This window comes from Enterococcus italicus (assembly GCF_023743875.1).
In the GTDB taxonomy this organism is placed as follows: Bacteria; Bacillota; Bacilli; order Lactobacillales; family Enterococcaceae; genus Enterococcus_G; species Enterococcus_G italicus.
Genome location: NZ_JAMRVB010000001.1, coordinates 1,566,691 through 1,592,367, shown reverse-complemented (window position 1 = coordinate 1,592,367; position 25,677 = coordinate 1,566,691). Strand labels below are relative to the sequence as shown.

General features: G+C 40.2%; 19 protein-coding genes, 2 pseudogenes and 1 riboswitch. Of the genes and pseudogenes, 4 read left to right on the top strand and 17 right to left on the bottom strand.

The window, feature by feature from the left end:
- Nucleotides 1-166: 166 nt before the first annotated feature.
- From NE257_RS07755 to NE257_RS07705, 11 genes and pseudogenes are all read right to left on the bottom strand, one after another.
- Nucleotides 167-1,570, bottom strand: coding sequence for an FtsK/SpoIIIE domain-containing protein (locus NE257_RS07755; protein WP_001130247.1), 1,404 nt, complete (start codon nt 1,568-1,570; stop codon nt 167-169).
- Nucleotides 1,571-1,591: 21 nt separating this feature from the next.
- Nucleotides 1,592-2,365 carry a Mom family adenine methylcarbamoylation protein gene (locus NE257_RS07750; protein WP_000185760.1) on the bottom strand — a complete coding sequence of 258 codons (774 nt, stop codon included), beginning with the start codon at nt 2,363-2,365 and terminating at the stop codon, nt 1,592-1,594.
- 9 nt (nt 2,366-2,374) lie between these two features.
- Complete coding sequence (locus tag NE257_RS07745; RefSeq protein WP_001234189.1) at nt 2,375-2,752, bottom strand: YdcP family protein; 378 nt, start codon at nt 2,750-2,752, stop codon at nt 2,375-2,377.
- A 20-nt stretch (nt 2,753-2,772) separates the two neighbouring features.
- Nucleotides 2,773-3,087, bottom strand: a complete 315-nt coding sequence (locus NE257_RS07740) for a YdcP family protein (RefSeq protein ID WP_000421280.1) — start codon at nt 3,085-3,087, stop codon at nt 2,773-2,775.
- Between the two features lie 659 nt (nt 3,088-3,746).
- Nucleotides 3,747-5,055, bottom strand: a pseudogene (locus tag NE257_RS07735) (IS1380 family transposase).
- A gap of 304 nt (nt 5,056-5,359) precedes the next feature.
- Complete coding sequence (locus NE257_RS07730) at nt 5,360-6,058, bottom strand: response regulator transcription factor (protein ID WP_251851991.1); 699 nt, start codon at nt 6,056-6,058, stop codon at nt 5,360-5,362.
- Nucleotides 6,059-6,069: 11 nt separating this feature from the next.
- A complete protein-coding gene (locus NE257_RS07725) occupies nt 6,070-8,670 on the bottom strand; it encodes a sensor histidine kinase (protein WP_251851990.1) in 2,601 nt (866 codons plus the stop codon).
- A gap of 12 nt (nt 8,671-8,682) precedes the next feature.
- Nucleotides 8,683-9,219, bottom strand: coding sequence for a potassium-transporting ATPase subunit C (locus tag NE257_RS07720; RefSeq protein WP_251851989.1), 537 nt, complete (start codon nt 9,217-9,219; stop codon nt 8,683-8,685).
- A 41-nt stretch (nt 9,220-9,260) separates the two neighbouring features.
- Nucleotides 9,261-11,291 carry a potassium-transporting ATPase subunit KdpB gene (kdpB, locus tag NE257_RS07715; RefSeq protein WP_251851988.1) on the bottom strand — a complete coding sequence of 677 codons (2,031 nt, stop codon included), beginning with the start codon at nt 11,289-11,291 and terminating at the stop codon, nt 9,261-9,263.
- Nucleotides 11,292-11,303: 12 nt separating this feature from the next.
- On the bottom strand, nt 11,304-12,980 hold the full coding sequence (gene kdpA, locus NE257_RS07710; RefSeq protein WP_251851987.1) for a potassium-transporting ATPase subunit KdpA: 1,677 nt from the start codon (nt 12,978-12,980) through the stop codon (nt 11,304-11,306).
- A 456-nt stretch (nt 12,981-13,436) separates the two neighbouring features.
- The gene (locus NE257_RS07705) at nt 13,437-15,437 is read right to left on the bottom strand and encodes a KUP/HAK/KT family potassium transporter (protein WP_251886168.1); all 2,001 of its coding nucleotides are present in this window, start codon (nt 15,435-15,437) and stop codon (nt 13,437-13,439) included.
- A gap of 441 nt (nt 15,438-15,878) precedes the next feature.
- Here NE257_RS07705 and NE257_RS07700 point away from each other — a divergent pair, with 441 nt between their 5' ends.
- Nucleotides 15,879-16,430: an NADPH-dependent FMN reductase gene (locus tag NE257_RS07700; protein ID WP_251869895.1), complete on the top strand. Its 552-nt coding sequence runs from the start codon at nt 15,879-15,881 to the stop codon at nt 16,428-16,430.
- Nucleotides 16,431-16,512: 82 nt separating this feature from the next.
- Here NE257_RS07700 and NE257_RS07695 read toward each other — a convergent pair whose 3' ends face one another.
- Together NE257_RS07695 and tenA are read right to left on the bottom strand one after the other, a co-directional pair.
- Nucleotides 16,513-17,013, bottom strand: coding sequence for a GNAT family N-acetyltransferase (locus NE257_RS07695; protein WP_251886167.1), 501 nt, complete (start codon nt 17,011-17,013; stop codon nt 16,513-16,515).
- A 138-nt stretch (nt 17,014-17,151) separates the two neighbouring features.
- Nucleotides 17,152-17,776 (bottom strand): annotated as a pseudogene (gene tenA / locus NE257_RS07690) (thiaminase II).
- Between the two features lie 134 nt (nt 17,777-17,910).
- A riboswitch (TPP riboswitch) is annotated at nt 17,911-17,999 on the bottom strand.
- A 517-nt stretch (nt 18,000-18,516) separates the two neighbouring features.
- Between tenA and msrA the strand changes: the two are divergent.
- Nucleotides 18,517-19,341 (top strand): peptide-methionine (S)-S-oxide reductase MsrA, encoded by an 825-nt coding sequence (msrA, locus tag NE257_RS07685; protein ID WP_251869897.1) that lies wholly within the window; start codon nt 18,517-18,519, stop codon nt 19,339-19,341.
- Between the two features lie 57 nt (nt 19,342-19,398).
- Here the strand turns inward: msrA and NE257_RS07680 are convergent, their stop codons facing one another.
- A complete protein-coding gene (locus NE257_RS07680; RefSeq protein WP_433961354.1) occupies nt 19,399-19,767 on the bottom strand; it encodes a winged helix-turn-helix transcriptional regulator in 369 nt (122 codons plus the stop codon).
- 347 nt (nt 19,768-20,114) lie between these two features.
- Between NE257_RS07680 and NE257_RS07675 the strand changes: the two genes are divergently transcribed.
- Together NE257_RS07675 and fghA are read left to right on the top strand one after the other, a co-directional pair.
- Entirely contained in the window at nt 20,115-21,233 is a 1,119-nt protein-coding gene (locus NE257_RS07675) for an S-(hydroxymethyl)glutathione dehydrogenase/class III alcohol dehydrogenase (RefSeq protein WP_251869898.1), read from the top strand.
- A 1-nt stretch (nt 21,234) separates the two neighbouring features.
- Nucleotides 21,235-22,071: an S-formylglutathione hydrolase gene (gene fghA / locus NE257_RS07670; RefSeq protein ID WP_071859115.1), complete on the top strand. Its 837-nt coding sequence runs from the start codon at nt 21,235-21,237 to the stop codon at nt 22,069-22,071.
- Between the two features lie 277 nt (nt 22,072-22,348).
- Here fghA and NE257_RS07665 read toward each other — a convergent pair whose 3' ends face one another.
- The 3 genes from NE257_RS07665 to NE257_RS07655 form a co-directional block, all read right to left on the bottom strand.
- Entirely contained in the window at nt 22,349-23,716 is a 1,368-nt protein-coding gene (locus tag NE257_RS07665) for an MFS transporter (RefSeq protein ID WP_251851979.1), read from the bottom strand.
- 156 nt (nt 23,717-23,872) lie between these two features.
- A complete protein-coding gene (locus NE257_RS07660) occupies nt 23,873-25,105 on the bottom strand; it encodes an L-lactate MFS transporter (protein WP_040367174.1) in 1,233 nt (410 codons plus the stop codon).
- Nucleotides 25,106-25,379: 274 nt separating this feature from the next.
- Nucleotides 25,380-25,673: a hypothetical protein gene (locus tag NE257_RS07655; RefSeq protein ID WP_007207668.1), complete on the bottom strand. Its 294-nt coding sequence runs from the start codon at nt 25,671-25,673 to the stop codon at nt 25,380-25,382.
- Nucleotides 25,674-25,677 lie beyond the last annotated feature (4 nt).

The window sequence follows — 25,677 nt, the reverse complement described above, 5'->3', positions numbered from 1 at the left end:
CTAAAAAAGATGTAAACTATGACCCTTGAGTTTACATCTTTCCTATTTTCCGCAATTCCTTGTACCATCAACATTGGTTGATGAGAATTGCCTGTTTTCAGTTGTATTTGTGCCCCCCTGTTAGGTAGAGGGGGCTAAAGGATTGGCGTGGCTAACGCCACACCAATCAAAGCAAGTCTGAACCTGTACCTTTCACTTCGTGCGGTACAGGCTCAGATTGCTTTTTTTGAATGACTTTTCCTATTTCTCCTAAGAAATCATACCTTTTTGGTACAAGGGGTGTATAAAACTCACTAATCACACTTTTTCCTGTATCCACATAACCTCTTCCCTTGATGGGTTTTAAGAAAAATTGTTTTTGTGTATCGCTTCCAAACATCATACCGAAGCCCATTTCAGACATACGACCCAAAGCCACACGGAAGTTAAAGTTATCTCGAATACCATCACTAAAATATTTTGCGTCTGGACGCTGACAGGCAAGAATTAAAAAGAAGCCTGCTTGTCGTCCGAGCATAACAATTTGTTTGAGTTTATTCATAACTTGTGCACTATCACGACCTAACATATCCATCATCGCCACATATTCATCAAAAATCAGGAAGTTCGCAGGTAGACCAAGATACGCATAATTTTCTCCTGTTTTGTAGTTCGGGTGTTGCTTCATGGTTTCACTACGGGCAATCATATCGTCGTAAAATTGACTAATACATGCCAGCATATCGTCTTTACGGTAATAGACATTATCTATGACCGCTCCTAAGTCTGCCAAATCAGCATTTTTAGGGTCGAGAATATAAAGCTTCGCATTTGTATGCAGGAGAGATTCAATCAATGTGAGAATAAAATAGGATTTTCCACTACCCGTGCCCCCAGCAATTAACATGTGAGGGAGAGAATCAAACTCCCAATAGACCGATTCCATCAATTTGACACGTCCATCTTGAGCTACCACATCTTCAATGCCAATTCGATTGCCAATGGTGTCATAAAGTAGAACATACTCTACATAAGAATCTTTCAACGTTTTTTCCACTAATTCACAATACAAGCCTGTTTCTAGTTTGTTTTCTAAGTGCAAGAGCTGATCTTGATATTTCCCTAAAGTGATTTCTACATGAATATGGATCAGTCCATCTTTCATTCGGTAATACATTTTAGGAAAATGGCGGATTCGTTGTTTGGTTTTCTTGCTGGATAAGTCTTTAAAGAATCCCTCTGATTGAGTTTCTTCGGCTTCATACCAATGGTTTTCTAAAATCATACGAGCTAACTTTTGACGGTGCTCTAACTGTTTTATAGAATCTATGCGATAGTGATAATAGAGCCAGCTGATGAGTCCGCATACAAAAAAAGCAGTGAGAATACTGCTCCAAAAGTATGGCGTATGCAGTTGATAGAAAAATGTATCTAACTGAACTGTTTGCCAATTCACCGATTGTAACGTTCTCCAATGAAAAGGGAGTAGAACGACTAGAAAAACTATCAGCAATGAAATCAGCACAAAATGATAGACCAAGTCCTTATCGTTGGCTTTGATTCGCTTTCCTCTGTCATGAAGCAATGGCATAAAAATCCTCCTTTCCATCTATCAAAATAATTGTGTATTGTAGATACGAGCCTGTTTATCAAAAGTTGGTTGAGAAATGGCTTCATATTTCCGATAAGCGATTCGCTTTTCAAAGCGTAAATCTTTTTCTTTCGGATAATAATGACGTCGATAGAGCGTGTGTCCTAACAGTTTTTTCGCTTCTTTTGTCAACGGATAGAGATAGCGAAACATGCGTCCATTGATTTTCTCAATCCCTTTGTATTCGCAAAATGCCTGGGAAAGCCAATGCTTTTTCTCTACCTGTTCAAAACGAGCATTTTCCTCTAATAAAAGGCGAGCACTTCGAGGGTGTATCTTTTCCCATGACTGTTTATCACGATAGACACTTGTCTTGAAATACCCGCAGTAAAAGAAGTTGGACGCTTGATAGACATAGCCACATTTTCCCTCAATTCCATCTGCCAATGTATATAAAAAATGACAGTCCGTATGTTCTTTCAACCACTTAATTAGAGCTGAAAGAGCTTGACTGCCAAAATAATTGGTTTGATTCATTTCTGGAAGAAAACACATCTTTCCAATTTCTAAATAATCTGTGGTTTGAAGGGAACTGTCGGGAAAGAGTTTGCGTATGGTTTGTAGGGGTTGCGTACCCCAGCCTAATTCCACAACGCCTAATAATTTTTCTTCTGAAAAAATCCCTAGAAAGTATTTACACAATCTAGGGAGTATCTTTGAATAATGGTATTGCCGAATAAAAGAAATGGCTTCATCTTTCGGAATTTCTTTCAAAATCAATGGTGTGTTTGTCATAAGCAACACCTATTTTTCACTTTCGGACGCTTCTTTTTTATATTTCTGATGAGGTTTTGTCTGTCCTTTTAATACAAGATCGTCTGCTTTCACGTACCAATCAACGTCTGCCCCTCGAAAAGTAGCTGTCGCTACGGTATCTGCCACAGGATTGATTAATTCCACTTCTGCGTTGTAGTCAAATTCTTTCAAAGGAACAGAAGCGGGGATACTGACTTGTATCATGCGTCCTTGTCCTTTTGATTTTAAGTCATAGGTACGTTCTTTAATTTCTTCGGAAACCGAACCATCTTCATTTTGAATACGAACCTCACGACGTAAAGCGGAAAATTTCAATGTGCCAAATGTCTGGTCTTTTTCAATCACAATACCTTCTGCTAATCTCATATTTTTTCACCTTTCCTTTCTTAAGCTTTCACCATATCGTCTGCGTGCATAATGTAATTGGTAAATCCTCTATTGCCAATTTTATAACCTTCTGCGGTAATACGTGGGTTGATGAGTCTGACTTTTTCGTCGGATTCAAAATGTTTCTCGCCAGCTTCGGAGGGAAGAATGACAACAATATCATCTGCTCGTTGAATCGTTGAGTATAAATTGTAGCTACGAGAGAGAATAGTTGGTCTGCCATTGACTCGACGTTGTTCAATATTCCCTTCACCAGCATATTCTAATTGACCAAATGTTTTTTCCATATTGGGAATGACATATTTTAATTCCATAAGTGTATCGTTCCTTTCTCACATAAAATATTTTTGGCTTACTTTATTCATTTAAAAATTTGTTAGTATCACAACCTTTCAAAGCATAAAAAATAGACGCTCATTATGAACGTCTATCATTTAAATGAATATTGAGTTTAGAATTCCATTTCGAATTTAATCAGGTCTGCTTAGGTGCAAATACTGCACTTTTATTGCACTTTTTATTTTTTTAAATATAATTTATTCGATTTTATACGTTTCCAAAATCCTTGATATTACAGCATTTTCGCTTATATGCCATACCCTTAAAACAGAGTGGGAGTAACAACAGGAAGTTTAGATTAAATTCAAAAGTCCGCTTAAATAGCGGACTTTTTGCATGTCTCCCTTGAGAATAGTGAGAAAAACGCGTTAGTGATGTCAAAATGATGTCAAAAACTATTTGATTCCAAATTAAGAAGTAAACTAAATACCTGAATAATTCATAGCCTTAATTTTTTTGAATAGTTATTTAAAAAAAACGGACGTTTCTTTAAACGTTCTCTCTATTTCTAACAAAATTTAATTTTTTGTTCTACTTTTCTTGGCTATTGCTATTAAAGTGAAAGTCAATTCAGTTTTTTGGCAGACTCCACCCCTTTGATTTTTCATCCTTTTTTTCTAAGGTTAGGAAGGATTTATTGGCACCGCCTTAGGCGCCTGAAAATTGCATAGAATTCGTTTTGTTGCACATGATAGCTTGATAATTTAAGGTATATTTTTCTGGCTGTTTGAACAAGTTTTCCAGCAATTTTAAGAAAATGTAAACGAATCGTCTGGATAGTCATTCCTTGGTCTATTTTTTTGAATGCAATCGTTTTTAAAAAATTAACAAGGTTGTAAGCAAGAACGCTTATCACCATTCTCGTATGATTTTCTACAAAACGTGGACTATCTGTCTTGTCAAAAAAAAACCGTTTTGGCTTCTTTGATAAAATTTTCCATCGTTCCGCGTTTTTCATAAAGAGAGAAGACAACTTTAGGTGAGACATTTTTGGATAAATTGGTCACAATAAATGCGTGATGAAAGAGAAGTTCACCACTCTCGCGAACCGATCGTATGCAGACACGACGAGGTTTTGACCAAGATTGTGCTTGGTAAAAGGAAGAAAAATAATATACCTCTTGTTCATCCCATTTTTGATTGTCATCGTATTGAACAAATTGTTCTGCCAACTGGCTTAACTTGTTATTATTTTTCAATCGAATGACGTAGTGACTGTTGGTATTCTCGCAAGGTTCATACACCTCTGGTGTTGCAAACCCACTATCACCACGTACGAGTATATCTGTAGTAGGTAATGCTTCAATATAATGAGATAGCAATGGTTCAATGAACGCTTTTATTCCTTTCGAGGTGTATTGATTTCCTGGACGTAGTTCTGCTTTTAAAAAGTCACCAGTTAGTCCATCAAAGGCAACTAGCGGATGATATCCATAGGTTTGATAATGTGCATTGTAATTTGTTTGTTCTTGACGTCCAAATGTATCGGAGTGAGTGGAATCAATGTCAATCACTAATTCGGTGTTATTGCGAATCAAACGTACTTGATCTACCAATGCTTGATTTAACGCTTGCAATTGATGAATATTTTTCTCCATAAAACGATCAAAAAAACGAGAAAGTGAAGATTGAGAGGCTAGTTGCTTCTTACCTAAAATAGCTTGAAATACAGGGTCTTGTCTTAAAATATTCGCTGAAGAATCAGCCGAATAACCACTAATCAATTGCAAGATAAGTTGTTCCAATATTTCCACGTTATCATGTGTATAATAATTGCGCTTGTCCTCTATGTGAAGGAAATGCTTTGCTAGTTTTGAAAATTGAAGAGTATCCATTAACTCCTTCATTAGAACTAACCCTGAATCACTGGATAAGCAGCCACCTGTGTGTGAAATTATCATCGTTGAATTGAATTTCATTTGACTGTCATGTAAACTAGTCATTAGAAGAACTCCTTTCTTTTGGTTGGTTTAAGCACCTTTACCATAACAGAACGGAGTTCTTTTTTCATCACCTAATGGGTGAAAATGAAAAATGAGTGTTTTGATTATTGTTAAGCGATTTGTGAGCATTCGAATAGAATGTATGAATTATTCAGGTTTAATTATACTTTTTTATGAATAATGCTTATTTTGAATATCGAATTGCATATAATTGAGTTTTATTTTTATCGCAAACATCAAATTAAGCAACCACGAAAAACCTCATCCTGAGATTTAGGATGAGGTTTTTCGTGGTTGAATTATATTATATCGAGGTTTCTGTTGGATACTCCCGCAAACGATACCCCACACCGATTTCCGTGATCAGATATTCTGGCTGCAGCGTATTGGTTTCGATTTTTTTGCGAATGTTGGAGATATTGACTCGCAAGGTTTGTGCATCCGCTGCAATTGGTCCCCAGACTTCGCTGGTCAATGTATCATAAGTGACGACTTTGCCTAAATTCTTGAACATAACTGCCATGATGCGATATTCATTTTTGGTCAAATGAATCTCTTTTTTATTCTTGTACAGGATTTTCTTATCAAAGTCGATCGTTAACTCCTTGTTTACCAGAATCGAGCTTCTAAAGGAAGCCGTTTCCATGTGCCGTAGCGCAGTGCGGATGCGGGCAAACAATTCATTGGTGCTGAAGGGCTTCGTTACATAATCATCGGCACCGAGGTCTAATGCTTGCACTTTGTCTTGTTCATCTTTGCGGGCAGAGATCACGATGATCGGTGTGTTCATGCGCTTACGAATGATTTTCAACAGCTCCATGCCGTCAATGTCCGGTAAGCCCAGATCCAGCAAAATGAAGTCGATAGTTTCTTCCTGCAAGAGCATCAATGCCTCCATGCCTGTGCCGACTGACGTAAAGTTGTAATGCTCTCTTTGCAAGACGACTTCCATAAAATCAACGATATTCGAATCATCTTCAATTAATAAAAAATGTCGCTGCATGTTCTCCCTCCTTACTGTTTTAAATAAATACGAAAGATCGTACTGCCGGCTTTCGTTTCGATTGCTAATTTGCCTTCATGGGCATGGATGATGGTTTTGACGATACTCAATCCGATGCCTAGTCCATTTTTGGAATCCACCGGCACTTCGGTATCATTGGTCAAATTCGCCTGGATTTTTTGGTATTGCCCTAAGGGAATCTCCCCTTGGTTTTCGATTTCAATAACCACATCTTGCTCTTGAGAAACTCGCAAGAAAATCGGTGTGTCGGCGGTTCCATGGCGAACGCCATTTTCAATCAGATTAAACAAAGCTTGTTCGATCAAGATTGGATCGACTTTGACAAAAATCAGCTGATCGGGCATCTTCACGATGATTTTTTGTTGCGGATAGACTTTTTTCAGGTGCGTCAAAACCGCTTCGATAATTTCTTCGATCGGTTCTTCACTGCGCTTGACCGCCATATTAGTCAAATTGATGCGGGTCACCGACAGTAAGTTTTCGACCATACGGATCAACCACTGGGATTCACTTTGGATATCCCCTAGCAGTTTTTGTTTCGTTTCCATTTTGATCAAGCCTTCGGTTTCACTCAATGTTTCGGCTATACCGGAAATCGTCGTCAGTGGCGTCCGCAAGTCATGAGAAACCGCACGCAGTAGATTGCTGCGGACTTTTTCCCGTTCGTTTTCTAATTGAATCTGTTCTTTCTCACTCGCCAGAGAGACTTGTTCTAACACGGTCGCGATTTGGGTGATCACAAGGCGCAAGTAATTCAATTGACTATTGGCCAACTGATGCTCCTCGTTGCGTTCTACCCCAAGGGCACCTAGTGGTTTGCCGTTTAAAACGATCGGCAAGTAAAATCCATTGGCACCAATCAACGTATCTGTACCGCGACCGGCTTCTTTTTGATTTTTCACGACCCAAAAAGCGACGGCTTTCTCATCCTTGCCAGTCAGTTGAGACAGTGTTTCTCTTGATGAATGCAGACTTCTTAAATGGCCTTCTCTGTCATATAACGCCACTTCTCGCTGGAGTAATCGTGCCAAATAGGTGGTCGTACTTTCATAGATTTCTTGCTCATTCCGTGTTTCCATGTATTGTTTGTTCAGTTCATACAATATCTCCATTTGATGCTCTTTTTCCTTGGCATTTTCTGCTTGGGTCTTCAATCGAACCATCAAGTTACTGATCATCAAGGCAACGATCAGCATGATCACTAATGTGATTGGATAGCCTGCTTTATAGACCGTCAAGGAATACAAGGGTTCGACAAAGAACCAGTTGTAAGAAAGGACACCAATGATCGATGCCATGGCACTCCATAGATAGCCACTCGTGTAACGGGCCACTAAGAGAACAAAAAAGATATAAACCAGCATCAAATTCTGATCGCCGAAATGTAAGTACTGCATGCCTTCTGTCACTAAGGTGGCGAGCATAATCAGCCCAAAGGTCAAGGTGAAATCTCGACCACCGCCTTCAAATAATTGCGAAAACGTCAGCCGTGGTCGCTGCATTTTTTCTTTAAAAGGAATCAAATGGATCTCAATGTCATCAAGGCGCCGAATCAAGCGGTCTTCTAAATCCTCGACAAACAATTTTTGGAACCACTTCTGAGAAACCTGTTTCCCCATGATAATGTCACTGGCACCCGTCATTTTGGCATACTCTACGATAGTTTCAAAACTGTCATCCGCTTCAATGTTGATAACTTCTGCCCCCAAACGCTCTGCCAATGGCACTTCGGTAGGTGTATCATCTAACGATCGAACTTGGATAACCGTCCATTCGGCACCCACTCCTTGTGCTAAGCGGGCGGTCCAACGAATGCATTTCTCTGCCATTTTCGGCAAGCGATCATCAATGATCGTCAAAAGCTTGCTTTGGACTCGTTTTCGACCGCCGTTCATTTGATTGATATGATTGGAAGCTTTTTGGATCGCTAATCCCCGCAGATGATCAAGTTTTTCTGGTGTAAAAAAGTTTTTTAGTGCCTGCTTGGCATTTTCATCGGCATAGATTTTTCCTTGTTCCAACCGATCAATCAGTTCGTCTGGTTCAACGTCCACCACTCGTAAACTGGCGTGCTGGAAAAAGGTGTCGGGTACAGTTTCTCTGACTTCCACTTCCGTGACCTTTTCCACGATGTCATTGAGACTTTCGATATGCTGGACATTGATGGTCGTGTAGACGGTGATTCCTGCATGCAATAGTTCATCAACATCTTGGTAACGTTTTTTGTTTCGCGCACCAATGGGATTGGTATGTGCCAACTCATCGATCAAGACGATATCTGGTTTTAGTTGGATCAGTCGATCGATATCTGGCTCATAAAGGGTCAATTGCTTGTGCTGGTATTGCTTTAATGGTACTTGTGGTAACCCTTCAAGCAATCGATTGGTATCGGGACGTTTGTGGGGTTCGATATAGCCAATCACCACATTTTTGCCCATGAGCAAACACTCATGGGCTTCGGTTAACATCGTATAGGTTTTTCCGACGCCGGCAGCAAAACCGAAAAATACCCGCAGCTTGCCACGTTTAGGACCAAATCCGGCTTGCAGCAGCATCTCTTCTGGGATCGTCTGCTGGTTGTTTTCACTCATAGATGCTTCCCCCTACTCTTCGGGTAATTGATCGAGCTGCTGATTCAAGGTCATGATATTGACGTATTCTCTCGTGGAGAACAGATCAGCTACTTTATTTCTGTTTATTATATCACGAATTGTTTGCTCATCGATGCCTCTTGTGTCAGCGATCCGCGACAGTTGAAAAAGTGCCGCTTCGACACTGATATCAGGATCAACGCCACTACCCGAAGCGGTCACAAGATCGATCGGCACACTGGTTTGGGTTGGGTTTTCTGCCAGTAACGCCGCTGTCCGCTCAGCTATAGTCTTTTTTTGGGTCGGATCATAGGGCGACAATTGTGAAACGGTTTGATCACGGCCTTGGAAGTAACCTGCTTGGTCAAAGGGTTCCGCAAGCATCTCAGACCCTTTGACCGCTCCGTCTTCCACGATTTGACTGCCGTTGGCTTGATGGGCAAAAAAGACTTGTCCGACACCGGTGACCAATAATGTATAGAGACCGCCAAATAGCACGGTACTAAATAGTAAAAATTTGATACTGGCAAAGAGGGTGTTCTTCATCATGTTTTCCTCCTAAATGACTCTTTGACTCTGATGGACTTCTCTTATAGTAGAACAGCTGACAAAAGCAAATCTACTAGCTTGATACAAATGAATGGTGCGATGATGCCGCCTAGGCCGTAGACGACAAGATTGTGCCGCAGCATTTGGCTTGCTGGTTTTTCTTGGTACTTGACCCCTTTCAACGCCAGAGGGATCAAGGCGATGATTACGACTGCATTGTAGATGACTGCGGACAAAATCGCCGTTAAGGGACTACCAAGATTCATGATATTCAGCGCTGCGAGCTCTGGATAAATCGCATAAAACAGGACAGGAATCACTGCGAAATATTTGGCGATATCATTCGCGATACTAAAGGTCGTCAATGCCCCACGGGTCATCAGAAGCTGTTTACCAATTTGGACTACTTGCAGTAATTTGGTAGGGCTGGAATCAAGGTCGATCATATTGCCCGCTTCTTTGGCTGCTTGCGTACCAGTGTTCATCGCCATTGCCACATCGGCTTGGGCGAGTGCGGGTGCATCGTTGGTTCCATCCCCTGTCATCGCCACCAAATGTCCTTTTTCCTGATATTCGCGAATCAGATTCATTTTGTTTTCTGGTGTTGCTTCGGCCAAGAAATCATCGACTCCCGCTTCGGCGGCAATAGCAGCTGCCGTCAAGGGGTTGTCCCCAGTGATCATGATTGTCTTGATGCCCATCTTGCGCATGTCGGCAAATTTTTCTTTGACGCCGTTTTTCACGATGTCTTTTAAATAAACGACTCCGAGTACTTGGCCATTTTTTACTACGACCAATGGGGTTCCACCAGCTTTAGCGACTTTTTCTACGATCTCATCACATGCCGCGGGATAGGTCTGCCCTTTTACCGTCACATATTGCTTGATCGTATCAGCAGCTCCTTTACGGATCTCATCGCCACGATAATCGATCCCAGACATTCGTGTTTTGGCACTAAAATCGATCCAGTGGACATCGGCTTGCTGAAATTCCCGTTCCCGAATATTGAAGGCTTCTTTGGCTAAAATCACGATACTGCGGCCTTCCGCTGTTTCATCGGCAAAAGATGCCAACTGCGCTGCATCTGCTAACTCTTTGGCGGTGACCCCTGGTACCGGCAAGAACTCGCTGGCACGGCGATTTCCCAAAGTAATGGTTCCTGTTTTATCCAGCAGCAAAACATCCACATCTCCTGCAGCTTCAATCGCGCGGCCACTCATGGCAATGACATTTTCTTTAGTCAAACGACTCATTCCAGCGATCCCAATTGAGGAAATCAAGGCGCCGATCGTGGTTGGTGCGAGACAAATCAGTAAAGCGATCACGATCACACTGGAAATCGCCGTTCCCCGACCAGATAACTGACTGCTAAAATCGGTAAAAGGAATCAATGTGATGGAAACAGCCAAGAAGATGATGGTCAGTGTCACTAAGAACAGCTGCAGGCCAATCTCATTGGGTGTTTTTTTCCGCTGCGTCCCTTCCACCATCGCAATCATCTTATCTAAAAAAGAATGACCATTTTCAGCGGTCACTTTGATGACCAAGTAATCAGAAACGACTAACGTTCCTCCCGTGACTGCACTACGGTCGCCACCAGACTCACGAATGACAGGTGCTGATTCTCCTGTGATGGCACTTTCGTCCACCGAAGCAGCACCTTCAACGACGTCCCCATCGGCAGGAATTTGTTCACCAGAAGGAACATAAACCAAGTCGCCTTTTTTCAAATCGGAGGAACAGACTTCGATAAAATCCTCTTTGGCGACATCTTCCAAGGACATGACTTTATAGGTCATGATCTCTTTTTTGGCTTGCTTCAAACTATCCGCTTGCGCTTTACCGCGCCCTTCTGCCACTGCTTCGGCAAAATTGGCAAACAACAAGGTCAACCATAAGAAGACAGTCACACTGATGCTAAACCACAACGGGACTGTTTGTTCTTGAAAACATAAAATCGTTGTCAAGATCGCCCCTAAGTAGACCACAAACATCACGGGGTTTTTGATTTGTTGGCGAGGGTCCAATTTCTTAAAGGATTCGCCGATCGCCCATTGATAGATTTTTTTCATTTTTTCTCTCTCCTATTTCGTTGTAAAGAAGTCTGCGATTGGTCCTAAAGCCATCGCTGGTAAAAAGCTCAGTGCACCGATCACGATGATCACAATGATCAGCATCGTGACAAAGACTGGACTCGTGGTTGACAAGGTTCCTTCATTACGAACGGTTTTCTTTTTGGCACCCATGTTTTCTGCGAGATACAAAATGGCTGCGATGGGAACGAAACGTGAAACGAACATCAAGATACTACCCAAACTATTTAGGAAAACAGTATCTGCGGTCAAGCCGCCAAAGGCACTCCCGTTGTTGTTGCTGAAAGAAGTTGCTGCATACAACAGTTCGCTAAAGCCATGAGCGCCTTGGTTGGTTAGCCAGCTCATGATGTCAGGATGCAAGGTCATCAACATAGCCCCGAAAAGCGTCAGTAGCAATGGCGTCAAAATAACGATACTCGTCATTTTAATGTCAAAAGCTTCGATTTTTTTGCCGATATACTCGGGTGTTCGTCCGACTAATAAACCAGCGATAAAGACCGTCAATAATAGAAAAGCGATCATGCCATAAAGCCCGCTACCGACACCGCCAAAGATGATTTCTCCCAGCTGCATCAAGAACAACGGAATCGCACCCCCGAGTGGTGTGAAACTATCCAGCATGGCATTGACTGATCCACTGGAAGCAGCGGTGGTACTCACTGCCCAGAGACTCGACCAACCGACACCGAAACGTACTTCTTTGCCTTCTAAATTGGCATTCCCAAGCACTTGACTGAATTGCGGTCCATAACCTTCACTGATCACTACGCCAATAAAAGCTAGAATCAAAAAGACGGTTGCGGTGATCAAGATCGTACGTCCTTGTTTCCACTCTTTGATCCAAAAGCCAAAGGCAAAAATCAAAGCAGCTGGCAGCAACAAGATCGCTAAGTTTTCTAAAAAATTACTGAACATCGTTGGGTTTTCAAATGGGTGGGCAGCGTTGGCACCAAAGAAGCCGCCGCCGTTGGTCCCTAATTGCTTGATGGCGATTTGACTCGCTACCGGTCCGAGCGCCATCCAAAAGGATTCCCCTTCAAATCCATTGACTTCAACGCCGCTACTGAACGTTTGAACGACACCTTGAGACAGGAGCAAGATCGCTAAAATCAATGAAAGTGGTAAAAGAATATAGAGCAAAGAACGGGTGATGTCTTGCCAAAAATTTCCTACCGTTCGTTTTTGCTTTTGTTGCAGCCCACGAATCAAGGCACACAGTACGGCTAGTCCGACTGCCGCAGATAAGAAATTTTGCACCGTTAATCCTAATGCTTGGGAAAGATTGGTCAGTGCTTCTTCCCCAGCGTAAGCTTGCCAGTTCGTGTTCGTCACAAAACTGACGGCTGTGTTCAATGCTAAGTCAAAGGACATATTCTCAACGGCTGCCCCTTGTGGTAACCAGTGCTGGACCATCAATAATCCGGTCAAACCGATGATAGAAAAAACACTGACGACCAAGACTGAAAATAAATAGGTTTTAGCAGTCATTTCTTTTTTGCTGACCGAACCAATCACCCGGTAGATCAGGCGTTCGATGGGTTGAATAAAGCGGACAAACCGCGGTGTTTTCCCTTGCATAATCTCTTTGATGTACCAGCCCAAAGGTACCGCTACTGTCAGTAAGATCAGTAAAAATAAAAAGCCTTGAACAAAATAGCTGCTCATCGTTCTCCCCCCTTAAACAAATACCAAAAGAGATAGATCATGACGATCACTCCGATTATTCCTAAGACAAGATTCATATTCTTCACTCCTTCATGACGTAAGCATACGCAAAAAGAAATAAAAATAGTGTAAATCTTCTGAGATACTCTTTATATCTTTTTTATACGATTTTTAAGGAAATCGCATTTTTTGGCAAAAAAAAAGTTAATATCGCTAAAGATATTCGCCTACTAAGTATATTACGCTCTTTGCACTGAACAACATTTAAGTAGTCATTAACGTCTAAAAAGCTCTTATCGAAACTGTAAACCGAATAATTTTGTTCATTGTCATATTTTTTATATATTTTTGATTTTTATATTTGTGATTTGAGCAAAACAACAGCAATTGACAAAGAACCTCATTTCAAGGAACCCTCATTCAGAGCTATCTATTGGATAGGTTCGTATGAATCATTTACAAAAAAGGACGTTCCGTTAATCTTGTTTTTTTTATGGTTCCAATCACCATTGGAACAGTTTCATAATCAACATCGCTATACTCTAACCCAAACCATCTTTCTGAACTTGAAAGATGCCTTTTAATCATTGACTTAGTTTGCAAAATTTGACGATTCCATTTTGTGATATCCGTCTGAACTGATATTTCCTCTTGAACGAGAATAAATCTAAAATCACCAACTTCGCGTCCTGGTGTCAATGAATACTTTTGAATTTGTTTTTCTAATCTTCCCTGTTTCATTAAATCATGAATAATTTGACGAATATAAACGTTAATATCTTGCGGAACTCTGAATCCCAAATGCAACTTAATTTTTACAATGAAATTTGTACCCATCATATCAACTGAATATGACTTAGTGTATGGTTCATCTGTAACTTCAACACAAACAAACCAATAAACTTTGGCCCGCTTCAGTCTTTTGTCGAGAATGGAATAGATATATTGTTGACCAATTTTGTTATTGTCTAGTTTTGGAACTAAAAACACAACGTTTGTTTGGTACATGGGTATTGTTTCATCGTTTCTCAGTGCTGCCAATTGAGGAATATATGTTTTAAAGTCAACTTCTTTTAATGCTTGATTCTGCAATTGATTGCTTCGATACCAAATATACATAACACTTAATATTAGAAGTGCTATTATGATGGCAACAAATCCTCCGTGGAAAAACTTTGTTACACTAGAAATAAAGAAAATGGTCTCAATTCCACCAAAAAACAACGCACTCACAATTGCCATAATCTTTGGAATTTTGTGATTAATCATGAAAGCATATAGTAATACCGTCGTCATTAGCATCGTTATCGTTATTGACAAACCGTATGCTGCTTCCATATTTGATGCAGTTTGAAAAACAATAACGACAATTGAACAGGCAATCCATAGAAATAAATTAATTGTCGGAATATACATTTGTCCAATGTTTTTACCAGGAAACATAATTTGCATTCTAGGAAGTAACTTCAGTTTGATAGCTTCTGAGACAAGAGTAAACGATCCTGAGATTAATGCTTGAGAAGCGATAACAGCAGCAATCGTTGCAAAAATAACACCAATACCTGTTAAAAAATGAGGCAACATTTGGAAAAAAGGATTAAAATTTTGCATAATTTGATTTACATCACCATTTTTAATGCTTAGCAACCATGCTGCCTGTCCAAAATAGTTAAGCACCAGACAAAGTTTAACAAAAGGCCAACTAATTCTAATGTTTATTTTACCCACATGCCCCATGTCTGAATACAAAGCTTCTGCACCTGTTGTTGCAAGAAAAACGTTACCTAAAATAAAAACACCAAGGTGATTGTCAGGACTAAATAGCAATTTCACAGCATAATAAGGATTGATTGCACGAAGCACAGTCCAATCAACTTGCATATTATAAAGGCCGACTAATCCTAAAAACGTAAACCATATCATCATTGCTGGTCCGAAAAACTTACCCACCAAGTCTGTTCCAAATCGTTGCATATAAAAAAGAACCAAGAGAATAATCAGCGTAATAATGATAATGACATCTTGTCTTGTACCAAAGACATCATAGAATTCAGGCAACCCTCTCAAGCCCTCAATGGCTGTTGTAACTGTTACTGCTGGGGTAAGAACACCATCAGCTAGCAAAGTAGCCCCACCAATTAACGCAGGAATTACTAAATATTTGCTTTTCTTACGCACAAGTGCATAAAGTGAAAAAATTCCCCCTTCACCATGGTTGTCTGCGTTTAAGGCAATCATTACATATTTTATAGATGTTAAAATGGTTAATGTCCAAAAAACTAATGAAACAGTTCCGTAAATGAAATCCGAGCTAATTTCAGATAAGCCGCCATTGCCTAAAACAATGGCTTTCATAACATATAACGGGCTTGTCCCAATGTCACCATACACAACACCCAGCGCAACTAACAAACCACCAAGTGATACCTTGCTTAGCTGACGATTCTTTTTATCCAACTGCTTTTTCTCCTTCTGAATTTTAACGTAAAGAATCCTTTTTTATGCACCATTCGATATTGTTAACGATGGTAATTATCGCTAATTTTTATTAAAAAGTCAACGGATAATGAAAAAGGCGAATAGTCGGCATAAAAAACTGACTTCGCCTTTTAATCGACCTCATTGTATTTTAGCTGATAGACATTCTTTTCTATCTTACAACCACATTTTTTGTCCACCGTCAAACGGTAAGAACTTTGCAATATTTACCGTGTAAACTCTCTAAGTTCATGCTATCTATCTTTCAAAACTATTTCATTCATCAGTTTTTTTGGGGAACTATCTCCACTTTCCATCGTTTCTTATTGAAAAAAATCTTAATACGAAGCATTTTGTTTTACTTATAAAAAGTAAGTGATATACTAACTATTGTAAATAATAAATAGAAGAGGTGCTCATATGTTAAAAATTGGTGTTGTATTAGGAAGCGTTCGTGAAGGAAGAAATGGTTTAGCTGTTGCAAATTGGACTGTTGAAAAAGCAAAAGCATTTAGTAATGCTGAAGATGTTCAATTTGAATTAGTAGATTTAGCAGATTACGATCTTCCATTTTTAGGTAAAACGCCTACTGTTGAACAAGGTGCTGCAATTGGTGCTTGGTCAGAAAAAATTGCTTCATTTGATGGCTATATTTTTATCACTGCCGAATACAATCATGGTGTAGCCGGTGCATTCAAAAATGCGTTGGACTTTTTGAAACCTGAATTTAAAGACAAAGCTGTTGCTTTTGTTGGTTACGGTGGTCTAGGAGCAGCACGCTCAATCGAGAACCTACGTGTGGTTTTAGCAGAACAAGGTCTTGCTTCAACACAACGTACCGTGAACTTTTCATTAATCACAGACTTTGAAAATATGTCTACTTTTAAACCAGCCGCTTTCCATGAAGGTGAATTACAAGAGCTTCTTGGTCAATTAATTGGCTGGAGTGGTGCTTTAAAAACTTTACGTTAAAAAAATAAGCAAAAAAAACTGTTTGTAGGGCTATGCAATGCCCCTCAAACAGTTTTTTTTTGCTTAAACTTATCTTCCTGTGCTAGGAATCAGCTTCCCTTTTGCCTCTGAGTAGCCTTAATTGGTAGGTGAAATCATCCACCCATTGATTAGCCAGAAACAGCGTCCCATTTTTTTCTTCCATTCGTTTGAATCTCATATATTCATATAAGCGGATTGCTCGTGGGTTCGTCCCGAGAACATGCAGTTGAATAAATGCTATGTGTTGTTCTTCAGCACAACAAAGCAGCTGCTTCAATAATTTTTTAGCGATTCCTTTGCCTTGCTCCTCTGGCCGAACAAATAGTTCAAATTCCCAAAAGGTATGTTCAGGTGTTGTGACTGGATAATAGATGAGGGCACCTAAAACATTCAGGTTTTCAATCATCATAATAGCCTTTCCCTGCTGAATTTTTTGCAAGAAGCGATCGTATTCATCCGGTCTGTAAGGATGAGGATCCACTTCAATGGTCATCGTTTGTTGGCTGATCTGCCACAATTGTTTTTTTTCATCATGATTGACAATACCTACTTTGATTTCCAATACTTCCTATCCTTTCTTTAGGCTTATTTCTGTCGATAAGCAAAATGTGGAACCATCTCTTTGGAGCTCGTGCTGGACTTACCCCCGTGATCTACGTGGTTTTTTCTATGAACCTGCGATAAATTGCTATAACTAAGGCTAACTATCCCATCGTTCCATTGTATATGCCATTTCCCAAAAGCGGAGTTCATAGATACTGCTTCGGTAGAAAGCATGTTTCATTGCTTCGCGTTCTTGTTCATCCACTTCACTGGCTGCTTGATTGGTCAAGTCAAGCATTGTTTGGACATCCTCCGTATAGGCTTCGCTATCATAGGTGGCAATCCATTGCTGATACAAAGAAACAGGCGATCCCTCAGCAATCAGACGTTTGCCAATCTCATTATACAGGCAATAAACTGGCTATTGTCCGTTGAGTGGTTCCATGATAAAGTTGCTCGTACATATGGTTAACATAATTGTACGCACTAGGAGCAATAGGTGTTAACTGAATTTCATCAGAAGAAATGGCAAGTTGCTGGAAGAACGCTTTTCGAATTTCTACTTCGCCATTCTTTAGATTTTCTGCATTCGCTCTTAAAAATTCAGCTGTGCGAGCATCACTACTTTTTTGAGCAGCTAGGCCATGAATTTTTCCAAACTCTTCTAGATAATAGCGATCCTGCAATAAATAATATCGGAACACGGAGGGTGCTAGTTCGCCGGAAGCAATCTCCTTGATAAATGGATGTTTATAACTTTTAATCCAAACGGGTTGTGCCATATCGAATAATTGATCTGCGAACTTTGTCATTTTAACCTCTCCCACTAACAAATTATTTTTTGATGTCTTATTGTAGACAATGGATACTAATCAAAAAAAGCCCAACATTTTCATGCGGGCACCTACTCGGAATGATCATTCTTTGCTCAGCTCCCTACGCTAGTACTAACTAGATCAGGTAATATGGGTAATTCTCAGCCATCAGGCACCCCAGCTTCTTTTTTAAAATTATAACAAGCCTTTTCTTTGATGTCAAAATTATTTTAAACCGCTTTCTTTTAACGACAATTATTTTTTGATGCAAAAAAAAGAGGCCTAGCAGGATTTATTGTTTTTTTCCGTCATACATTTCATGATGGAGTGTCTATTTGTTGCTCCAACGTTGACTTAAACACCTGCTAGGCCATATTCAGTTAGTAAGGAATTCGTCAATCTCCCACGCCTTTCTAAAATTTGTAACCTTTAATTCACTTTCACATAGTCAATTACCCTATGTTTCAACTAGCTTTTTGTTTCACTGACTTTGTATTCACTGTGTTGTCTTACAAACTCATTTGACTCAATTTAACTAATTGTGGGAATCATTGGTTCCTTACAAGTTCATTATAAGGGATGTCTTCTTTTTTTGCAAGCGTTTTCTATTAAAAAATTCTTTTGCTTTATCAGGCATTCTCGATTCTTCCTCTTAACAAACAGGGTATAATAAATACAGTTGCTAACAGATTAAGGAAGGAGCCTTTATGAAACAATCAACTGAAGAAACATTGACTACACTTTACAATCTCATTCTTAATCCTCGGACGCGTGATTGGGAACGTCAACAATTAGAGACTGCCAAACAAGGTCTGTACAATCATGAGCGCTTAGCGGATACACTTGCCCAGCTTGAAGCCGTTCTTCGTCCTTTGGCTACACGACACTCACTCACACCCGATGTTGCCGAATTTTACGCAACGTTAGCCGGCAATTCTGCTTTCTCACAACCTTTTGATGAGCACCTTCATTTTACCAAGGATGGTCCTTTTATCGAACGAGCAATTTTCGCTGGTGGGTGCTTTTGGTGTATGGTAGAACCATTTGAGACACGAACAGGTATTTTAGCTGTTTATTCAGGCTATACTGGTGGGTCAACTGCTAACCCTAGCTATGAAGAGGTTTCTAGAGGACAATCAGGCCACGTTGAGGCTGTTGAAATTATATTTGATCGTCGGAAAATTTCTTATCAACAATTGAATGCAATCTATTGGCAATTGATTGATCCGACCGATGCCAATGGTCAAATTAATGATCGAGGTACACAATATCGACCAACAATCTTTTATCAAAATGCGGAACAACAGCATCTTGCCGAACAAGCAAAGCAAGCGGCAGCCACTCGCTACCATCGACCAATTGTCGTGGAGATTCAACCCGCTCAGCCCTTTTGGTTGGCAGAGAACTATCACCAACAGTTTTATCAAAAAGAAAAGCAGCGTTATCATCGAATCGAACGTGCACGTAAACAATATCTGCTATTTTTAAAGATGCAAAACAATGTGTGCTCTTTTTTTCATAAAGCGAGGTAATTCTTGTTATCCCTGCGTGTACTTGCTTTACAAAAGGGACTTCGTAGCAAACGTTCCTTACGCTTTTTCTTCAAGCGAATCTGGAGACTCTTTTGCTGCAACCTCTTCCCAAAACTGGTCACCCCATTGACAGATGGATTGAACGATGTCGGCCAAATCCGTTCCTATCTCTGTCAATTCATATTCTACTTTTGGTGGCACAATGGGATAAACACGTCGTTTAACAATCTGATCTTGTTCCAATTCTCGAAGTTGCCGAATAATCATTCGTTGATTGATTGTTGGTAGCATCCGTTCAAATTCACTTAGTCTTAAGACCGGTTCTTGCAAAAGTGCCCATACGATGGCAATTTTATATTTTCCACCTATCACAGACATTGCCAAGTCTTTCGTAGTTATAAATCGTTTGTTTCGATATTCGTACACCGCTGTTCCCCCTTATCACTTTCTTCCAATTTCATTTAGTTGCTCGATTGATTGTAGTTTATGGAATAAAAAAAAACTGCCTTCATCGGCATTTTTCAAATATCCAGTACCAATAGCCATCCTCCTCATCTATACCAGTCAGGTAACAACGATCGTGTGCGTGAATGGCGACTCGTCGCTTAACTATATATAGTATAGCCTATAACTGACAAATTTGTCAGTATTGTTTTTTCTCTACGTTACTTTATGATAGAAAAGAGTTCATTTCTACTCATTCCCAGATTAAGTACCTTTTATGAAGGGCCGTGAGTAGCACCTCATCAATTACGAAAGAAGGAAGACAACGTATGAAAAGTAAAGCTGCTGTTGCATTTGCTCCAGGAAAACCCCTAGAAATTGTGGAAATTGACGTGGAAGATCCAAAAGAAAATGAAGTAATGGTAAAAATTTTATACACATCTGTGTGCCATACAGATGCATTCACTTTGTCTGGCGACGATCCTGAAGGGGTTTTCCCAGTTGTTTTAGGCCATGAAGGTGCAGGCGTTGTTGTAAAAGTTGGAACAAATGTGACCGATTTTAAAGAAGGCGATCACGTTATCCCCTTGTACACACCTGAATGTGGGAAATGTGAATTCTGTTTATCCGGGAAAACAAATTTATGCTCTGCTGTTCGCGAAACGCAGGGTAAAGGACTAATGCCAGATGGTACCACTCGCTTTTCTTATCAAGGAGAACCTGTATATCATTATATGGGGACCAGTACATTCAGTGAATATACCGTCGTGAATGATATTAATCTGGTGAAAATTGATAAACAAGCACCCCTAGACAAAGTTCCGCTACTAGGATGTGGGGTTACCACTGGTTTGGGTGCGGTTGAAAATACTGCCAAAGTAGAAGAAGGAGCCACTGCTGCCGTTTTTGGATTAGGAGCGATTGGACTAGCTGTGATTCAAGGACTGAAAAAAGCGAAGGCGCAACGAATTATCGCTATTGATATGAATCCTGATAAATGGCCTTTAGCCCAAAAAATGGGGGCAACCGATTTTGTTAATCCAAAAGATTATGCTCACCCAATTCAAGAGGTTCTTGTTGAAATGACCAATGGTGGAGTTGACTATAGTTTTGAATGTATTGGAAATGTTGAAGTGATGCGTTCAGCTTTAGAGGCTTGTCACAAAGGCTGGGGTGTTAGTGTGATTATTGGTGTTGCTGGTGCCGGAAAAGAAATTCACACACGACCATTCCAATTAGTAACCGGGCGCGTTTGGAAAGGGTCTGCTTTTGGGGGAGTGAAAGGGCGTACCCAATTACCTGGAATGGTGGAAGATTTTATGAACGGTGAAATTGATCTCGATTCCTTTATTACACATCATTTGCACTTTTCTCAAATTAATGAATCCCTCGAACTGCTACATCGCGGGGAGTCAATTCGTACAATGCTAACTTATGGAGGAGAATGAGATGAGGATCGAACGTATTGAACAACATCAAGCATTCGGAGGACAACAATTGAAATACCGGCATCATTCAGATAGTTTGCATTGCTCGATGACTTTCAGTTTGTATTTGCCAAAGCCCTCCGCATCTCCAACCTCGTTAATTTGGTGGCTTTCTGGCTTAACCTGCACAGACGATAATTTCAGTCAAAAGGGCGCCTTCCAAAAATATGCTTCCCAAGAAAATGTTGCCTTTCTCATCCCTGATACATCACCAAGAGGCGAACTTCCTGACGATGAAGCTTGGGACTTAGGCCAAGGTGCAGGGTTTTATGTCAATGCAACTTGCGAGCCTTGGAAGCAAAATTATCAAATGTACGACTACTTGGTGAATGAATTACCTGGAATTGTTTACGACCTGATTCCAAACTATTCCGGCAAAGAAAGTATTATGGGCCATTCCATGGGTGGTCATGGTGCATTGATTGTGGGACTAAAACAGCCTGAGCGTTTTTCTGCAATCTCTGCTTTTGCACCAATTCTTAACCCGTCTAATGTACCTTGGGGCAAAAAAGCCTTCACAGCCTATTTAGGAACCGATGAAACTACTTGGAAAACCTGGGATGCAACCGAGCTTTTACAAAAAGTTGGCGAAATTCATCCTCCCATTCTGCTTACGCAAGGAACAGCGGATCCTTTCTACGCGGTTCAATTAAATGAAACAGCCTTCTTAGCCAACGTGAAAGATACAGACGAACAAGTACGGTACGAAAAAAAAGAAGGGTATGACCATAGTTATTTCACCATAGCAACTTTTATTGAAGAACACCTTGCGTTTCACTGTCAACAATTTCATAAATAGCAAGCGAGTATTGCCCTAACAAACTTGGCGGATACAGGGAACACAAGCCTACTTGATGAGTCCACTTTGTATTTCATTTGCCAAAAAGGCCTTTATCACGTCCCGCTAGTGGACGCTGATAAAGGTCTTTGTTTATTCTTTTCCTTGGATGAGGGATAGGATTGTTTCTTTCCGTTCGAAAAATTGCTCATCCATCGTTATAAAAAGAATAAGAGATCATTCTTACCTAATTAAGTAAAAACGACCTCTTATTTCGTCAAAATTCTTTTAAATCATTCTATTTTTTTCTTCTTAAAAAGTAATAACTACTTGCAATCAAACTACTTAGCAAAAGTAGGGACAATGTTAAAACAGAAACAATTGATCCGGAGGTTGTCCCTTGTACAATCGATGTGTTGGGAATTGTTTGAAAAAAACCTAGGATAACAGCAACAATAGTGGTCGCAATTGCCCCTGAAAATTGTTGCAGCGTATTATAGATGGTATTGCCATCACTATACGCTTCTTTTGCTAGTTGGTTCATTCCCATAGTCATCATGTTACTATAGCACAGGCCATTTCCAATCATGAACACCACATGTCCCAATACAAGAAGGGAAACTTGTGTCATTTGCATAAAAAGAGCAAGTGAAAGCCAACCAATACAGGCAATACTTAACCCAAGCAGAATTGGATATTTCGGGCCTCTTCGATCAAATAGCTTGCCAGCAACAGGCGCCAACAATGCCCCTACCAAAGCACCAGGTAACATCATCAATCCAGCGATGAAGGAAGTTTTTCCAAGAACGAATTGAACATAGTTTGGCAATACAAAAGAAATTCCTAGCAATAGAAACTGACACACTAAAAACCCAAACAAAAAAATTCGAAAGCTTTTTTGTTTCATCACATCTAATCGCACTAGCGGATGTTTCGTTGTCTTCACTCGGTAAAAAAACAATCCGAATCCTATCATGGCAAATGCCAAGCCTATCCACCCAATTGGTTGCGTAAGTTGATTCAAAAAGAGTAAGCTTCCTGTGAAAAAACAGCCGATGCCAATTATTCCAGGGACATCTAACTTACTGGTTAATGCAACACTTATTTCAGGAATCCCACGTAATCCAATGACCAGCGAACAAAGTAATACTGGTATTAAACACAAATAAATTGCATGCCAAGTAAAAACGGATGACAAAAATCCACCATACGTTGGACCAATCGCTGGGGCAATTGCCGTCGTTAGCGTTCCCACCCCAATCATTGTGCCTCGTTTTTCCAAAGGATAGTATGTAAGAATGATGTGAAACATTAACGGTAAGGCTATTCCTGTGCCAATTCCTTGCAATAAGCGACCAAGCAAAAGTAGTCCAAACGTCGAGGCAATCGCATTTAAGACCACCCCTATTAAAAAGAGCAGATTGGCACTCATAAATAATTTTCGAATCGAAAAACGTTTGATCAAGTCATTGGATAATGGAACCATTATAGAAATCATCAGGAGATAGATGGTTGTTACCCACTGGACAGCCTTCGTCGAGATACCAAATTGTTGAATAAGATCCGGAAAGGTGACATTCATCGCCGTTTCGATCAATACACCTGAAAAGGTCAAGATGCCCGTTGCCAAAACGGCAAGTTGTTTATTAAGTTGTGCTTGTTTCATTCTTTTCCCCCATTCTGTCCAGAAAAAAAGAGACGATTTCTATCGAAATAGAAACCGCCTCTTTCATCGATATGTTCTTTCACATACCCTCTGTACGATTAAACAAGGTTAGTTTACTGAGGAATATGGATGCTGTCAAACTTCATGAGAAAATCATTAAAGGACTGTTCGTTCCTTCAGTGACGGGGCAAAGGTCTTACGTATAACCAACGACACACCTAGACCCACCACATTCAAGCCAATAAAGATTAACAGTGATGGTCGATAACTTCCTGTTACTTCATGCAGATAAGAGAGCAGGACAGGGCCAGCAATACCAGCCATCGCCCAAGCCGTAAGGACGTATCCATGAATTGCTCCTAGTTCTTTCGTACCAAAAACATCCCCTAAATACGCCGGAATAACAGAGAAGCCTGCACCATAACAAGACAGCAATAAACAAAAGGCTAAAACGAAGAAATACATATTGCCGAGAATAAAAATACTTGCAAACATCACTAGATTCACGATAAAGATGACTGTGAATGTATTCGGCCGACCGATATAATCTGAAAGTGTGGCCCAAATCAATCGACCAAAGCCATTAAATAACCCTAAAATCCCCACCATAAAGGCTGCGACAACTGCCGACATATTGGTCATCTCTTGCGCCATTGGAGATGCCGCAGATACTAAACCAATTCCACAAGTGATATTAATAAATAGCATCACCCATAAGTACATAAAAGAACGCGTCTTGACTGCTTCATTAGCTGAAAGTTGCTTTCCCCCAATTAGGCTTGTGCCAACAGGTACTCGCTTCTGCGTTGAATGGGGGAGTGGCTCATCTGGCTTGCGAATAAATTGAGCAGCCACAATCATAATAACAAAATAAACAATGCCTAAACTATAAAAAGTCGGAACTACACCAATCGTCCCTATCAATTGCTGCGCAATCGGACCAGTCAACATTGCTGCAAATCCGAAGCCCATTATGGCTAAGCCCGTCGCCAATCCGCGTTTATCGGGAAACCATTTGATAATTGTCGATACCGGCGTCACGTAGCCTGCTCCCAGACCCAATCCGCCAATAACGCCGTACCCTACGTACAACAACCAAAGTACGTCCGTCTGAACGGCTAAACCTGTTAATACAGTCCCTAAACCATAACAAATACTAGAAATCGTCCCTGTGATATGTGGTCCAAATTTTTCAACCAACCGTCCCATAAAGGCTGCCGAAATCCCTAAGAAAAAAATTGCGAGACTAAAAGCCAATGAAATGGAAGATTCTGACCAAGTGGTTGCTTGAGCGATAGGAACGGAAAAAACACTCCACGCGTATACAGAACCAATCATTAAGTGTAGCAAGACACCAGCAAAAGCAACGACATACCGATTTTTCTTCAACATAACCCCTCCAAATCGTTTTTAAAAACGAACATTTTTTCATAAAAAGCGTATACTGTTCGTTTATGAATTCATAATAAAGAAAGTTTGTGCAAAAGAAAAGTGAAAGATAACAAATTTGTTCAAATAAAATCCGAACGTTCTTCTTTTCCTTCTTTTTCGGTTCCTTTTCTCACAATAAAGAGGATTTTTCAATTTAGCAACCATTTGCTAGTATCTATTTTCTCCATTACCGCTTCACAAAAATCCTTCTCAAATTCACAGTCTTTGGTTATCAACTGATCCAGTAGACGAAACTAACGAGAATAAGTGAAAAAATCAAACGAATCAGCATGTGTCTGGGTGTTACTTTTTGGAACACAATCACCCCATTTAAAATAGCCGCAAAGAATAATGTCCCTATTCCTAAATACAAAAACGGCAATTTTACTAAGGATAGAAAAACCAAAACTACTCCAATAAGATTGCACAATAAAGTGCCTGGATAGTGTCGAATAGAAATCGTCTTAATTGCAGCTCCTCCCATCGCACTAGCATACAAAAGTGACAGCCCAATCATGACATACATCTTA

What these genes read in the sequence shown, in the direction of transcription:
- NE257_RS07755 (WP_001130247.1), bottom strand. Translation starts at nt 1,570, where the DNA reads ATGCCATTGCTTCATGACAGAGGAAAGCGAATCAAAGCCAACGATAAG.
- NE257_RS07750 (WP_000185760.1), bottom strand. Translation starts at nt 2,365, where the DNA reads ATGACAAACACACCATTGATTTTGAAAGAAATTCCGAAAGATGAAGCC.
- NE257_RS07745 (WP_001234189.1), bottom strand. Translation starts at nt 2,752, where the DNA reads ATGAGATTAGCAGAAGGTATTGTGATTGAAAAAGACCAGACATTTGGC.
- NE257_RS07740 (WP_000421280.1), bottom strand. Translation starts at nt 3,087, where the DNA reads ATGGAATTAAAATATGTCATTCCCAATATGGAAAAAACATTTGGTCAA.
- NE257_RS07730 (WP_251851991.1), bottom strand. Translation starts at nt 6,058, where the DNA reads ATGCAGCGACATTTTTTATTAATTGAAGATGATTCGAATATCGTTGAT.
- NE257_RS07725 (WP_251851990.1), bottom strand. Translation starts at nt 8,670, where the DNA reads ATGAGTGAAAACAACCAGCAGACGATCCCAGAAGAGATGCTGCTGCAA.
- NE257_RS07720 (WP_251851989.1), bottom strand. Translation starts at nt 9,219, where the DNA reads ATGATGAAGAACACCCTCTTTGCCAGTATCAAATTTTTACTATTTAGT.
- kdpB (WP_251851988.1), bottom strand. Translation starts at nt 11,291, where the DNA reads ATGAAAAAAATCTATCAATGGGCGATCGGCGAATCCTTTAAGAAATTG.
- kdpA (WP_251851987.1), bottom strand. Translation starts at nt 12,980, where the DNA reads ATGAGCAGCTATTTTGTTCAAGGCTTTTTATTTTTACTGATCTTACTG.
- NE257_RS07700 (WP_251869895.1), top strand. Translation starts at nt 15,879, where the DNA reads ATGTTAAAAATTGGTGTTGTATTAGGAAGCGTTCGTGAAGGAAGAAAT.
- msrA (WP_251869897.1), top strand. Translation starts at nt 18,517, where the DNA reads ATGAAACAATCAACTGAAGAAACATTGACTACACTTTACAATCTCATT.
- NE257_RS07675 (WP_251869898.1), top strand. Translation starts at nt 20,115, where the DNA reads ATGAAAAGTAAAGCTGCTGTTGCATTTGCTCCAGGAAAACCCCTAGAA.
- fghA (WP_071859115.1), top strand. Translation starts at nt 21,235, where the DNA reads ATGAGGATCGAACGTATTGAACAACATCAAGCATTCGGAGGACAACAA.
- NE257_RS07665 (WP_251851979.1), bottom strand. Translation starts at nt 23,716, where the DNA reads ATGAAACAAGCACAACTTAATAAACAACTTGCCGTTTTGGCAACGGGC.
- NE257_RS07655 (WP_007207668.1), bottom strand. Translation starts at nt 25,673, where the DNA reads ATGTATGTCATGATTGGGCTGTCACTTTTGTATGCTAGTGCGATGGGA.